This window comes from Paenibacillus sp. IHB B 3415, assembly GCF_000802655.2.
GTDB lineage: Bacteria > Bacillota > Bacilli > Paenibacillales > Paenibacillaceae > Paenibacillus_AQ > Paenibacillus_AQ phytohabitans.
Map to the genome: position 1 here is coordinate 1 of NZ_JUEI01000051.1, position 14175 is coordinate 14175.

At 50.4% G+C, this 14175-nt stretch carries 11 protein-coding genes; 5 read left to right on the plus strand and 6 right to left on the minus strand.

The features are described from left to right. Positions 1-903, minus strand: a 903-nt coding sequence (locus QW71_RS21450) for an AraC family transcriptional regulator (protein ID WP_047013903.1), incomplete at its 3' end; no start/stop codon positions are given. A 231-nt stretch (positions 904-1134) separates the two neighbouring features. Between QW71_RS21450 and QW71_RS21455 the strand changes: the two genes are divergently transcribed. After that, positions 1135-1995 carry an alpha/beta fold hydrolase gene (locus QW71_RS21455; RefSeq protein WP_235441518.1) on the plus strand — a complete coding sequence of 287 codons (861 nt, stop codon included), beginning with the start codon at positions 1135-1137 and terminating at the stop codon, positions 1993-1995. Positions 1996-2002: 7 nt separating this feature from the next. On the opposite strand, the gene QW71_RS21460 is transcribed toward QW71_RS21455, so the two are convergent. After that, positions 2003-4396: a polyprenyl synthetase family protein gene (locus QW71_RS21460; protein WP_039303465.1), complete on the minus strand. Its 2394-nt coding sequence runs from the start codon at positions 4394-4396 to the stop codon at positions 2003-2005. Positions 4397-4613: 217 nt separating this feature from the next. On the opposite strand from QW71_RS21460, the gene QW71_RS21465 reads away from it, so the two are divergent. From QW71_RS21465 to QW71_RS21480, 4 genes are all read left to right on the plus strand, one after another. Continuing rightward, positions 4614-5585: an iron-hydroxamate ABC transporter substrate-binding protein gene (locus QW71_RS21465; protein ID WP_039303468.1), complete on the plus strand. Its 972-nt coding sequence runs from the start codon at positions 4614-4616 to the stop codon at positions 5583-5585. 94 nt (positions 5586-5679) lie between these two features. Beyond that, positions 5680-6702 (plus strand): iron ABC transporter permease, encoded by a 1023-nt coding sequence (locus tag QW71_RS21470; protein WP_039303471.1) that lies wholly within the window; start codon positions 5680-5682, stop codon positions 6700-6702. Further along, positions 6699-7712, plus strand: a complete 1014-nt coding sequence (locus QW71_RS21475) for an iron ABC transporter permease (RefSeq protein ID WP_039303474.1) — start codon at positions 6699-6701, stop codon at positions 7710-7712. The genes QW71_RS21470 and QW71_RS21475 overlap by 4 nt, the downstream gene beginning before the upstream one ends. 115 nt (positions 7713-7827) lie before the next feature. Next, positions 7828-9177, plus strand: coding sequence for an FAD-binding oxidoreductase (locus QW71_RS21480; protein WP_039303476.1), 1350 nt, complete (start codon positions 7828-7830; stop codon positions 9175-9177). Positions 9178-9249: 72 nt separating this feature from the next. On the opposite strand, the gene QW71_RS21485 is transcribed toward QW71_RS21480, so the two are convergent. From QW71_RS21485 to QW71_RS21500, 4 genes are all read right to left on the minus strand, one after another. After that, positions 9250-10839 (minus strand): ABC transporter substrate-binding protein, encoded by a 1590-nt coding sequence (locus tag QW71_RS21485; protein WP_306766055.1) that lies wholly within the window; start codon positions 10837-10839, stop codon positions 9250-9252. 256 nt (positions 10840-11095) lie between these two features. Then, positions 11096-11395 (minus strand): heme biosynthesis protein HemY, encoded by a 300-nt coding sequence (locus QW71_RS21490; RefSeq protein WP_039303481.1) that lies wholly within the window; start codon positions 11393-11395, stop codon positions 11096-11098. 174 nt (positions 11396-11569) lie between these two features. Further along, positions 11570-12529, minus strand: a complete 960-nt coding sequence (locus QW71_RS21495) for an ABC transporter substrate-binding protein (protein WP_039303485.1) — start codon at positions 12527-12529, stop codon at positions 11570-11572. Positions 12530-12679: 150 nt separating this feature from the next. Then, a complete protein-coding gene (locus QW71_RS21500) occupies positions 12680-14056 on the minus strand; it encodes a DHA2 family efflux MFS transporter permease subunit (protein ID WP_039303488.1) in 1377 nt (458 codons plus the stop codon). Positions 14057-14175 lie beyond the last annotated feature (119 nt).

A 14175-nucleotide genomic window follows, 5' to 3' on the forward strand; every position in this document is an offset into this window, starting at 1 on the left:
AACCGCTCCCAGCAAGGGTTTGGAATTATGAAATTGTCTCTGAAATACAGGCAATTCTGGTATATGTCCTTCTGCGCCGTATTTCATTTTGAACAATGCCGGAGGTAAACCATAACGCTTTTTAAAATTGCGGCTGAAGGTATGCGCATCCGGATAACCTGTCCGCTCTGCAACCTCCTGCAGCGTAAGTCCGCTTTGCAGCAGGTAGTCCGCAGCCTTCTCCATACGGATATGTGTTAGGACACGGATCGGGCTTGCCTTCATTCGGCTTTTGAACAGCTTGCTTAAATAACTTACGCTGCAATCAAACAGCTCCGCCAGCAGATCCAGTGTTACCGGCTCCCTATAATGCTCCTGCATATAACGCAGCACTTGAGCCAGCGGATCCGGCTGAACGGGTTCAAGTCCCTGCTGCTGCATCTGCAATAAGAGTTCATGCACAAATTGAAGAAACAGCGACCTCGCATGCAATTGACGGAGCGGATCTGAGGTCAGCCATTCCTGATGCATGTGTCCGAGCTTGGCCAGCAGCGGCACAGGATAGGACGGGCCGAAGGTGTATTGCTGCCTGAAAGGATTCTCCTGTTCGATCTGCGCCCTAAACCGGCTGGATGAGGGCAGCATCAGAACCGCCTTATATAGAACAAGGAAGTATTCAAAAGCCTCCTCTGCTGTAACCTGAAGAATGGCACCCCGTCCGCCGTGTATGATCTGATTTCGTCCCAAGCTAGTCTGCCTATGATCCAGCTGAACTTGTGCATGTCCCAGCGAAGCAAATATAAAGGCACTGGAAGGCAGCTGGTAGAATGGAATCTCTGAGCCTGCATTCAGCCTGCCGCTGCGGATATCCATTATTTTAATCGATGCATGGTTCCACCCTTTAATCTGATCGTCCAGATTCATCTCAACTCTCCATTTATATGAATTCTGCTTAGTCCTTTACCAGTTACAGTAATTATAATTGATATCCATTCTCATTCACAAGAGCAGGAATCCAGCAGCTGAATTGGTAAGTGAAAGGCTGAAAAGGTCTCCTCTAAGAGATATTACCGGACATAAGAGGACTTGTCCTTTCCCCGTTCTTCACTTACAATGAGTCCAATTGATAATCATTCTTAATGGATGGGGTGAAAAATGAAGATGCCAGCTGTGATCTCTCATACGTATGGAGACAGCCATTACATACAAACACCGGACGGGCGTCAGCTCCATTACATGGAGAACGGAGCCGGTCCGGTAACTGTGGTATTCGAATCGGGCATGGGCATGTCCCGCTCTGCTTGGGGGCTGGTGCAGCCGGTAGTCGCCAGGTACGCGCGGGCCGTCGTCTACGACCGGGCGGGCAGCGGGAAAAGCGACGCGGACCGGGCGCCCAGGACCCTGAGCAGAATGGCTGATGATCTCATGTGCTTATTGAGCCACTTGGGAGCAGGCCCCTTCATTCTCGTCGGACACAGCTGGGGCGGACCTGTCGTCCGCACAGTAGCTTCCCGGAACCCTGACATCATCCGGGGACTTGTCCTGGTCGATCCGACAGACGAGCATTGCGGGCTCTATTTCGAAGAAGCTTCCGTGAAGCATTTTGCGAAGATGAATCATCTTCTTCCGCTGCTTGCCGGAACCGGCTTATACAAGCTGATGGGAAGCAAGCCGGGCAAGGTGCTGCCAGCGGATGTCTACAAGGAACAGCGGCAGGAGGATTTCACTATGCGGGCAGCTCATACCATGGTTGCTGAGGGAGCAACCTTCCTGGAGGATTTAAAGGCACTTCTGGCGCGTCCGCTGAGGCTGGAGGGCATTGAGGTGTCCGTCCTCTCCGGAACGCTAATCACCAAGATGGAACGGAATTTCCGGCCGGCGCTTCATGCAGCGCACAAGCAGACAGCCGCAGGATTGGCACACGGCCGCCTGGTCGAAGCCCGGCAATCCGGTCATATGATCATGTACAGCGAGCCCGGACTGGTTGCAGATGAGATCAGACGGATGATCGATTAGTCCGGGTTTACCGCTCCCTGTTCACCACATAATTCATTAAATGCTTCAGGAAGGTAATATTACGCGGGATTCCGCGCAGTGCCTCATTGGCCTTGCAATAGTGATCCCACATCTCTTTACTGGCCCCTTCTTGACCAAGAATCGAGACGAAATTCGAATTATTGTTAACAACATCGTTGCCGACAGGCTTGCCAAGTACATGCATATCCCCTTCCACATCAAGCAAATCATCCTTAATCTGAAAAGCAATGCCCATATGGTAAGCGATTTTTTTGAGTGCAGCAATCTCCGCTTCGCTAACCTCATCCAGCATGGCCGGCATGACCAGACACGCCTCAAAGGCCACTCCTGTTTTGTAAAAGCACACATTATTCAGCTGCTCCAGCGTCAATGTTTTGCCTTTTGCATCCAAATCCATCGCCTGGCCCATACACATATCCTCTGCCTTCCGGGCCGAATAACGGATCAAGGCAAGCACAGTCTCCGCCTTAAAGCGGTCAAGCGAGGCCTGCTCTCCAATGGCCTTCTGGATCAGATACAGACCGGTTAACTCCGCAACTGCACTGCTGTGAATCTCATGCAGGGTCATGCGCCCTCTGCGGGTAGAGGCATTATCCTGGGAAGGCAGATCATCGAAGATCAGGGAGGCGGTATGCATGTATTCAAGCGAGCGGAGAAGCGGAACTATTGCTGCTGGCTCCAAGCCGTATTCCTTCACACCCATCACCCAGGTTAGAATCGGGCGCACACGCTTGCCGTCACCCTCCAGACTGTAATTGGCCGCATCGATCAGCCGCTCCTTCATGGCCGGAAGCTCCTGCGGCTTGGTAAAGAGCAGTTCGTCATTGATCAGACTGCGGACACGTTTAAACGTAGCAAAGAACTCCTTCTGCTCCCTGGCATCCTTCTTCAAGTGCTCAATCATCCGGTCCCGCAGCAGCTTATCAAAAAAGTCCACATCATCCGCTTTGTCTACCATGATCTGAATGAGCCTGTTAAACTCCGGGTTGCCTGCTGCAAAAATCCTCATCGTCTCATTATACTTATCTGATCCCACACGTTCTTTATAACGTTTGAGCCCGTTAATCGCCCGGTCCAGTATTACCTCACGGGCTTTGGCATCGGAGTGGTATACATTGTGGATCAGATTGGAGATCACCGCCCAGTATAATTCAAAGGGATTCATCAGATCCGGCCTTTGCTCATGATATTTCAAATAATAGGTGTACGGCGTTACGGCTCCATCACTCATATCCTCGGTCATATCCGCGAAATCATCGGCAAGCTGATTGTAGAGGCCAAAAAAGAAGGTCCGCTCTTCAAATCCCTCATCCGCAGGCGCACTAATCACTGAACGCGCAATGAGCCGGGACGACGATGACTTCAAGATAACGGGGATGTACAAATCTTCGTTAGTGTAATCCCCCCTGGTGAGCACCTTGACACGGTCCATATCCTGAGCCTGAAAAAAAACATAGGACTGGCCGAAAAAGATATGCTGCGTCTCCGGAAGCTGCTGCTGCTTAATATACTCGAATGCCTCAGAAAGCTCCGAATGAATGTATCCGATCAGCTTCATATTCTCACCGGACCAGCCGCCCAGCCCAGGCACAACTCCGGTAAGCAGTGCCGCACGGATCAGCTCGGAGTACTGTTCTTTCTCACGAGCCGTCAGTATCTGTGAATCCAGCAGATCGTCAACGAAAGGATACGTCAATCCATAGGAATAGCCAAGCCTGATCGCTTCATCCAATCTCCGGGACCGTTCCACAGGCGCAGTATCGTCGTCCATCTCTTCGATAACATGCAGAATAACGCCAACGATAATCTTGATCAGCTTGCGCTGGGCATGCTCCGCATTCATTCCCTCCGGAATGTGGGCAGCTACAGATCTTAATTTGGCAAACACCCAGATCACTGCAGCTTCTATCCCTTCCTTCTGGGCCCAGCGGTATACCCCGGCCAGATTCATGAAATCCGGCGCTTCTCCGTTGCCTGAGCGGGCAGACTTCAGCAGATGCTGGTTCAGATCAGCAATGGTCTTCCTGATCCGTTTCTGTGTATCTGGAGAATCCGGTGCCTTACCCAGATCCCTCATATAAATGTACGAGACGCTCCGGTCCAGATAATCATCCAGCTTCCCCGTGTAATTCAGCCATTGGATGTAGCGGTAATAATCTTGGGTATCCGGCTTTTTCTTCCCGGGTGACCACAAGGACAACACGGAGAAGCGCCGGATATGCTTCTTTTTCCACTCATGGATATCCGCCGTCAACGCCGTCACATAAGATTGGCTCTTCATCTGATCATGGAGTGAGCTTAAGTAGCGGGCGGCCTTCTGCTCAGCCAGTTGATAACCTGTATGGGGATGATCTCTGACAATTTCATTCATAGGATGCACAACCTTAGCTTCATATTGGTTTATCTTGCTGTATTTTTTCGGCCTTTGAACAAATGGGAATCCTGCTTTTTATTCTAATACGAACAACTGGCACCATGGTTACGAAATCAAGTTAAGGATTGACAAACGGCCTATAAACATTTAAAGTTTTAACAGTCATATCATTGATAATGATTATCAATTTCATAAAACATTATGGAAAGGGAGATTACCAGAAATGAAGAAATTATTGTTACCTTTACTCATCCTTACCCTCCTGCTTCTAAGTGCCTGCGGCAATAATGCAAGCAACAGTACAAGCAACAGCACGGCTGCTGCCACAACTACACCGGCACCCGAAGCCAGCGCAACTGCTAGTGCTGACAACAGCAGCGCGGATACCATTACTTATGAGTCCGAAACCGGACCTATCGAAGTTCCCGCTGATCCCCAGCGTGTTGTAGTTCTTGCCGGATACGCAGGCAACCTGCTCGCTCTGGATATCCCCCTCGCCGGAGTGGATTCCTACATCAAAGCAAATCCGAATTTCCAGGATCAGTTGAAGGACGTCGCCGAAGTCTCCGAGGAGAATGTGGAGAGTATTCTGAATCTCAAACCAGACTTAATCATTGCTTCGTCAGATACCAAAAACCTGGACAAAATGAAACAAATCGCACCGGTGGTTACCTATACATACAACAAAGTGGATTATCTGACCCAGATCCTGGAGATCGGCAAAGCGGTTAACCAGGAGCAGAAAGCCGCTGACTGGATTGCTGATTTCAAGGCACGTGCCTTGGCGGCCGGTGAAGAAATCAAAGCCAAAATCGGTGCTGATAGCACGATCTCCGTTATTGAAGGAGATTCCAAAAATCTGTACACCTTCGGCAGCGCCTGGGGACGCGGTACAGAAATAATCTATCAGGCTATGGGTCTGAAAATGCCGGATAAAGTGAAGGAAATGACAGCCAAAGAAGGATACTTCAATTTATCACTGGAAATCCTGCCGGATTATATGGGAGATTACGTGATCTACAGCAAAGATCCTGCAGGTGATGCTTCCTTCCAGGAGACTTCCACTTACAAGGATATCCCGGCCGTCAAAAATAATCATGTCTACGAAATAGATGCTACATCTTTCTATTTCAATGATGCTCTGTCACTTGACTATCAGCTTGATTTTATTTCCAAGTCATTGCTGGGAAATTAATTATTATTTAAGCATCCAGCCAGGTTGAAACCGAAAAAAGGAGCGCAAATCGCGTTCTTTTTTTTCGCAAATTGATAAGGAACGGATGGTCGAAATGGAGAAACAGTCTCCGCAAAAGCCGATAAACTCTACTTTTGTGCTTAAGCTGCTCGTCAGCATGATTTTATTTGTGGCCGTATTTGCCCTGGCGGTCAGGCTCGGTGCCAAAAATGTTTCACTGGCGGATATTTGGAGCGCCATCAGCAACCCGAAGGCTACGGGTGGTGATATCTCTATCATCCGTGAACTGCGGCTCCCCCGCGAAGTCGGCGGGATTCTGGTAGGCGCCGCCCTTGCTGTTGCCGGGGCAATCATGCAGGGACTAACCCGAAATCCGCTTGCCGACCCGGGGCTGCTTGGTTTGACGGCAGGTGCCAATGCTGCACTTGCGGTATCCTTTGCCTTCATCCCCTCCATCGGATACTACGGAATCATGATCGCCTGTTTCATCGGCGCAGCCTGTGGCGTGATGCTGGTGTTCGGCATCGCTGCACTCCGGAGGCAGAATATGTCGCCTCTGCGGATGGTGCTGGCCGGTTCTGCCGTATCCGCTCTGCTGACCGCTGTAGCCGAAGGAATCAGCCTTCAATTCAAGATCTCTAAAAATGTATCGATGTGGACATCCGGCGGGCTGATCGGCACCACCTGGGGCCAGATTACAGCAATTGCCCCTATTATTATCATTTGCCTCATCGTTTCCATTCTGTTGTCCCGTCAGCTGACAATCCTTAGTCTGAACGAAGGAACGGCTGTAAGTCTTGGGCTCAAGACGACTCAGGTTAAGATTGCATTGTACATATTAATCACACTGCTCGCAGGCGCTGCTGTTGCGCTTGTCGGCAACATCGCTTTCGTCGGCCTGATGATCCCCCATCTCGTGCGGGTGTTTGCCGGGACAGATTACCGCGCCATTCTGCCGCTGTCCGCCATTGCCGGCGCCACCTTTATGGTGTTCGCCGACACACTCGGCCGGATGATTGACGTCCCGTTCGAAACGCCTGTCGCCGCGATCGTGGCTGTGCTGGGCCTGCCGTTCTTCCTGTTCATTGTCCGTAAAGGAGTGCGATCCTTCTCATGAAACCAGCCCGGCTGTATCGTAATCAACCGCTTGTCGTATCGCTGCTCATGCTTCTCATCCTGGCCACCATCGTTATCGGAATAGGGATCGGATCTTCCCCGGTGTCATACGGGAGACTGATTCCGACAATCCTCGGGCACGGTTCTTTCGAGGATAATTTTGTACTGTTCTCCATCCGTCTCCCCCGGATACTGATTACGCTGCTCGCAGGTATGGCGCTTGCTTTATCCGGTGCTATTCTGCAGGGCATTACCCGCAATGAGCTGGCTGATCCGGGAATTATAGGCATTAATGCCGGGGCCGGGGTCGGGGTTACCGTCTTTTTCATCTTTGCATCCATTGACGCCGGGTCCTTCGTATACATGATTCCGCTTGCGGCATTCGCCGGAGCCCTGGTAACCGCTGTACTCATCTATGCCTTTTCCTACACCCGCACCGATGGCGTTCAGCCGATCAGGCTGGTCATCACCGGAGTCGGGTTCTCCATGGCGCTCTCCGGCGTGATGATCGTACTCATCTCTTCGGTGGACCGGACCAAGGTGGACTTCATCTCCAAATGGCTGGCCGGCAATGTGTGGGGTACAGACTGGCCTTTCGTTCTCGCCCTGTTGCCTTGGCTGATCATTCTGGTCCCTTATGTGCTGTACAAATCCAGAACACTGAATTTGCTTGCTTTGAACGAGCCTACTGCTATCGGGGCAGGTGTGGCGGTCTCCAGAGACCGGGCTCTCCTTATGCTGGCGGCGGTTGCACTGGCGGCGTCGGCTGTTTCGATGACCGGCGGCATCGCCTTTGTCGGCCTGATGGCTCCGCATATTGCCAGAGCCCTGGTAGGAGCGCGGCACCAGCAATTCGTGCCGGTATCCATATTAATCGGCGGCTGGCTGCTGCTGCTCGCGGATACGATTGGCCGTAACCTGACCCAGCCTGACGGTATCGCCGCCGGAATCATGGTTGCATTTATCGGTGCTCCTTATTTCCTGTATCTTCTATTGAAGAAAGAAGGGTAGTACTGACGCAAACTCTCCGCGTAAGCCCACTCCATAGACTAACGCCCTACATACTATATTGGGACCTGACTGCATACATGCAGTTAAATTGTTAGCTCAAAAGGAGCTGGAATCATTGAAATCAGGAACGAGACTTACCGGGCGGGTTATCTATAAAGGTGATCCGGGCTATGAAACGGCACGCAAAAATTGGGATCCGCATACTGACAGATTCCCGAAGGTATTTGTCTTTGCACAGAAAACGCAGGATGTAGCCAACGCCATCCGCTGGGCCAACGAGAATAACATCCCTATCCGGCCAAGAAGCGGCCGGCACTCGCTGGAGGTCAATCTGTCCCAGGTCAACGGAGGCATTGTCATCGATGTAAGTGAACTGAGAAGCATCAAGCTCAATAAAAAATCGGGAACTGCAGTAGTGGGGACCGGAAATACGGTGGGAAGAATTGCCCATACGCTTGCGCGGCAGGGATACATGGCCCCTTTTGGGGATAGCCCCACTGTCGGAATCGGGGGCATTACACTAGGCGGGGGAATTGGGCCGCTTCAGCGGACCGTAGGTCTGGTCAGTGATAATCTGATTGAACTCGAAATGGTGGATGCCAAAGGCAGAATTATTGTCGCCAATAAGAACAGCAACGCCGATCTTCTCTGGGCTTCCCGCGGGGGTGGCGGAGGTAATTTTGGAGTCTGCACCCGTTATAAGTTCAAAGTGCGTCCCGCGCCGGCCACGGCGACCGTATTTCGCATCACCTGGCCCTGGAACCAGTTCGAGAAGGTACTCAAAGCCTGGCAGCGCTGGGCTCCTTCCGTTAACAGCAGACTGGGCAGCGAGCTATCCATTGGTCCCAAAAAGGGCGGTAATGTCAGCATGCTGGGCTTGTTCCTCGGATCAAAAGCGGAAGCGGTCCGCCTCTTAAAGCCCATTACGGACGTAGGGACGCCCACGAATCAATTGATCCGCTCATTACCTTATCCCAAAGTAGTGAGTTTCCTGCTGGCTCCCGATCCGGTGCAGACCCAAAGATTCAGCAACCAGTTCTCCAGCGGTTTCGGAAGAAAACCTTTCCCGGACAGAGCGTTTAAGTCTATGCGTGAGTTCCTTGAGAACGTGGAGGGCGAGTTCGCAGGGTTCTATTTCCTCAACTGGGGCGGGGCTGTAAGCCGTAAATCACCTAGATCTACCGCCTTCTACTGGCGCAAAGCGAAATTCTATGTAGAGTGGAACAGTTCATGGGTCAAGAAATCGGATGCTGCCAAAAATATTGCCGTAGTGCGGAATACACGCCGGAAGCTGCAGCCATTCATCGTTGGAAGCTATATTAATGTTCCGGACCAGGGGATCAAACATTCCGGCCCGGTCTATTATGGAGCGAACTATCCCCGGTTACGGAGAGTCAAAGCCAAATATGACCCCGGAAATATATTCAACAATCCGCAGAGCATTCCCCCGGCCCGCAAGGTATAAGAATAAGATTACCCTGAACATAAGGAGGCCCGCATGTATCCACGCGGGCCTCCTTCTTATGGTTCCAGCCTTTTACTGCCCGGAATTAGCCAGGAATTCATCAATTTGCCGCTGAACCTCTGCGATGATGGTATCAATTCCAGCTTCCTTCACCTGTGCCTGAAGCTTGGCCAGCCCGCCGTCCACATCCTTCACTGAACCGTATTCCAGCGGAATGCCATATTGCAGCATCACATTACCGACATTAGCTACCTCCGTCTTCACTTTGCTGTTATCGAAGACAAAGGTCTCCAGTGGATAGTGGTAAACCTCACCTTCCCATTTGTCGGTCAGCGCATTGCCTTCGTCAGGGAAGGAGGCGTTGTCCCGGTTCAATGGGGAGTTAAAGCCCCAGTTGGAGAATCCGGTATAGTTAGCATTTTTCTCAGCATTCGTATATTTATCGTCGCCAACCGGATTATAATGCACAGCCGTAATGCCGTTCATCATCAGATCATGCAGTTCCTTGTCATTCTGCAGCAGATCAATCACCATCAGTGAACGTTCCGGGTTCTTGGTCGTAGCGTGAATGGAGACCCCGTTCTGGGTGGAGACAGCAACAGACTTCTTCTTGTCCGGTGTAATATCAGCCAGAGCCAGCTCATACGGTGAATTTTTCTCGCGCATATCCGTCATTAAAGCACCTAGTGTGCCAAGATTGTGTGTGATCGATGCTGTCTTTCCTGCACGGAACTCCTGCTGGTGATCCAGCTTGCTGTTGAGTGCGCTCTTCGACCAGGCGTTGTGATCCGCAAGATCTTTATAATAGTAGACAAGCTCTTTGAATTCCGGAGTTTCGTATACATTGAATACCTTACCGGCCGGATCTGTCAGCTTGAAGCCAATCGGCAGATCAAAGTCGAACATGTTCCATTCATTCTGCTGCTTCAGCAGGACCCGGTCCAGATTGTGCAGCTTCCAGTCCCCTGTCTCCGGTACGAACGGAGTGACACCCTGCTCCTTCTCGGAGACCGTCTTGAGATAATTAGCATAAGCCTCCGGGCTGTTGATCTCCGGCAGATTATATTTCTTGCGCAGGTCCTCCCGGTACAGGATCAGCTTCTCAATCGTTTCCCCGCGGTTCTGAGGCACCATATAGAGCTTGCCGTTCACCTTCGCCTGACCCCAGCCCACCTCCGGCATCGCTTCCCAGGTCATCGGCGCGTACTTCTGCAGCAAGTCGTCGGTCAGCTCAAGAAACCCGCCTTTGAGGGCCTGATCATTATAGCCTGCCCAGTTGGCAGAGTAGATGAGGTCAAAATTCTCATTCGCCGCCAGCTTGAGCGGATATTTCTGCGCCCAATCCGACCAGTCCAGGAACTCGGCTTCCAGCGTAGCGTTAACTTTCTCCTTCAGCTTCTTGTTGATCTCGCCAAATACCAGATCGTAATCGACTGGTTTAGGCCCTACAAAAATCATCTTAAGTGTTACGGGCTGAGACGTACCCACTGTGCCGGAATCTCCGGCTGGGCTGGCATTCGTCCCTGCAGCTTCTGTCGCGGCTGCCGAAGCCTGCGGCTCCGACGTGCTTCCTCCGGCATTACCGTTGTTATTGCCGCATGCAGCAAGCAGAGAGATCATCAGTATACCGGACAGCAGTGTTAATCTTTTTTTCTTGTTCAATTGAATTTCCCCCCAGCGTATGTGTAATCGCTTTCAATTACAGTATAATAAAAAATCCACGCCTGTCTAATGTAGGCAGTCAACGATTATACATACTTTTGCAACGACTTTTTGGGCGGAAGTACAATAAATGATGAATTTTGCCGCTCTGTTTATTTAAACAACCCAAAGAGACGGCATTATCTTTAACAGCCCTTGTAAGGCTGTTATGACAATGCCGTCTCAAACCATATGGTGCTATATCAGGTTCAGCTGCTTATTTCTCAAGAAATCCTGTAGAGGGATTCGTAATGAAGAAGCCTTCTTGGGGAACATAGAAATACTGAATCCAGACACCGTCGAGCAGCGGTTGACGTGTATCCAGCACAATCTCGATACCTTTATCCGTGGCAACCACTTCATCATGCTCAGTCGGTGTATCAAGAACAACATCATAGTGCCCGTGATTGCCGTGATCCTGAGTAATAATGACGCGGATCTTCTTGCCTTCCGCTTCAGGAGTGTTCAGCATATCCTTCAGAACCTTTGCAGCATTGCGGTTAACTTTAACTTTCATCCTCTAGCGACCTCTATTCTTTGTAATTTACAATAAGAAATCCATTATAACATAATATAAGGTGCTATATATAATTCAGCAATAAATTGCACCCGCTTTTGGTGCAGCAAAAAGAGAGCCGGCCTGGGCTCTCTCCTGTTTTCTTCCATTTGCTTATACTAGCTGGAATTAATCTTACTTCCCTGTGTACAGTTTGGTCTTCATCAGGGCTTCAAGGAAGGAGAACTTGCTGAATGCAGTTCCGCCTTGTGCCAGCGGATCAACCAGATTGACAAATACATTGCCGCCCTTCACAGCTTTCAGGCTCTTCCAGATGGCGTTCTTCTGCAGCTCTTCCAGTGCCTTAGGATTGTCTTTGTTCTCATCCGCCGAGAACTGTACAAAGATGTAATCCGGATTGATTGCCGCAAAGGATTCAAGGGAAATATTCTGCTGGGCTTTGACCTGCTGCACTTCCTTCGGCACGGTTGCACCCAGGTCGGCATACAGGGAGCGGTTAAAGAATACGTCCTGCGGATAGAGGAACAGGCTGCCTGAACGGATGCGCAGAGCAATGACCTTCTTGTCCTTGAGCTTCGGCGCAAGCTTCACTTTGGCTTCCTTCAGTTCCTTCTGGTATTTCAGAATCGCAGTGGTCGCTTCCTTCTGTTTGCCCGTAAGTGCTGCGAGCAGCTTGAGGTTGTCCATCCAATCGGTCGCGATATGCGATACTGGAATCGTAGTCGCGATCTTCGCCAGCTTCTCATTGGTCTCCGCCGGGAACTTCGTGCTGCTGAGGATAATATCCGGTTTGAGCTTCAGGATCGCTTCCAGGTCAGGTTCTGCCTTTTCCCCGATCGCTGTTACGCCGCTTGTTATTTTGGAAAAGATTGAAGGGAACTCACCGCCGACAGTCAATGCTCCCTTGGGTTTGAAATTGAGTACCAGTGCGTCTTCCAGCGCCTCTACTGCACCGGTAATGACAATATTATTGGTTTTGGCCGGAACGGTGTATACCTTGCCTTTATAGGTAATCTTTTGCGTTGCCTGTGCGGCTTCCGCAACGCCCACAGGTGCGACATTTACACCTGCGGCAGAAACGATACCCAGCGCCATAACACCAGCAAGTACCAAACCTGTTATTCTCTTAATCATAGCCTGCTACCACTCTCCATCATTTATTAATAATGATAATCATTATCACCATTACTAATATAATAGATTCATCTCCCCTTTTTGAACATGGATTATTGTCGTTAAAACCATGGACGATCTGCGTAAAGTTAATATTCCCATAACTATTCTTTACGAATGAGTCCGCCCCTTCAGATTAAACGATAAACCTAATCCGGCTATGGCTACTACGGTCAGGCTCCAAAAAGCGGCATGGAATCCCTGCATCATATTCACCGGGAATGTGAAAGAACTGTAATTCATCGTAATCGTCATTATGGCTATCAGCAGAACCCCTCCCATAGAGCTGGCTAACGAGCGGATCGATATCGTCATTGGAGAGGCATGTGCAATCATCCTGGGAGATACACTTGCCATCGCATAGGCGGTAACAGGGGTCATAATAAACCCGATTCCCACCATTAGAAATACATAGAGCACAGCGAGTATAAGTATGGACGAATCCTGGGATAACATAAGCGAGATTAGCAAAGATACCCCGGCAATGAGGGTAAACCCGCCGCGAAGCACTATCTTCACTCCATAGCGGTCATATATTTTTCCGGAGATTACACTGGTACACCCCAGCAGCAGCGCACCCGGCAGCAGCATCAGACCTGACTCCCTTGGCGTCAGCCCCCGGACATTCTGCACATATAACGGAATCAGCAGCTCAGCACCCACCATTACAATGAACATCAGCACTCCAATGATTGAGGCAAGGCTAAAGCTCCTGCTCTTGAACAGCCTGAAATCCAGCAATGGAACGGTAAGCTTCAGCTGACGCCTGATAAATAGAATTATGAACAATATCCCGCTTAGGATAACGGCCCCTGCCCATACCCGCGGGGCACTTTGATCCCCTGCCAGATTAACACCATATAACAGACCGGCAAATCCGGTTGTTGATAATAGAATAGATATGTAGTCCAGCTTCTCCCGGTGTCTCTCCCCCACATTCTGCAGACTGAACGCAGCGAGCAGCAGATTGGCTATCACAACAGGCAGCAATGCATAGAAGAGAATGCGCCAGGAGTGTTCCTGAACGACTAATCCTGACAGGGTCGGACCCAGCGCCGGAGCCAGGCCCATTACCAGTCCGATTAATCCCATAGCCGAGCCTATCTTCCCCTTCGGGAACACCCTAAGAATCGTTGTCTGGAACAGAGGCATCAGCAGTCCTGCGCCCAAGCCCTGAATAATACGCCCGCTCAGTATAAAGATAAAGTCCGGGGATATTCCCGCGATTAGTGTACCTGCCGCAAAGGCACTTGCCGAAGTGAAGAATAAACCTCTTGTCGTGAATCTTCCGATTAAAAATCCGGCAACAGGCACCGTTATGCCTGCAGTCAGATAGTATACAGTAATCAGCCATTGGGCCCTGCCCTCATCAATCCCCAAATCCAGCATCATTCTGGGCAATGCCGTATTCAGCATCGTCTGCATCAGCTGCCCGAGGAAATTCGCGATGACCAGCGAAGATACGATTAATCCGGGTCTGCTTTTCATTCCGTCTCCACCTGTCTCTCTTGTTATAAAATATATTAAAGATATATTAAGTCCTTAATAAAAACAAAAAACGCCCTCCCTTTAACTTCTGACAGACTATTCCGGTTAATTGGACAGGG

Bases quoted from the DNA above. Each gene is read 5' to 3' on its own strand.
- QW71_RS21455 (WP_235441518.1), top strand. From the start codon at position 1,135: ATGAAGATGCCAGCTGTGATCTCTCATACGTATGGAGACAGCCATTAC.
- QW71_RS21465 (WP_039303468.1), top strand. From the start codon at position 4,614: ATGAAGAAATTATTGTTACCTTTACTCATCCTTACCCTCCTGCTTCTA.
- QW71_RS21470 (WP_039303471.1), top strand. From the start codon at position 5,680: ATGGAGAAACAGTCTCCGCAAAAGCCGATAAACTCTACTTTTGTGCTT.
- QW71_RS21475 (WP_039303474.1), top strand. From the start codon at position 6,699: ATGAAACCAGCCCGGCTGTATCGTAATCAACCGCTTGTCGTATCGCTG.
- QW71_RS21490 (WP_039303481.1), bottom strand. From the start codon at position 11,395: ATGAAAGTTAAAGTTAACCGCAATGCTGCAAAGGTTCTGAAGGATATG.
- QW71_RS21495 (WP_039303485.1), bottom strand. From the start codon at position 12,529: ATGATTAAGAGAATAACAGGTTTGGTACTTGCTGGTGTTATGGCGCTG.
- QW71_RS21500 (WP_039303488.1), bottom strand. From the start codon at position 14,056: ATGAAAAGCAGACCCGGATTAATCGTATCTTCGCTGGTCATCGCGAAT.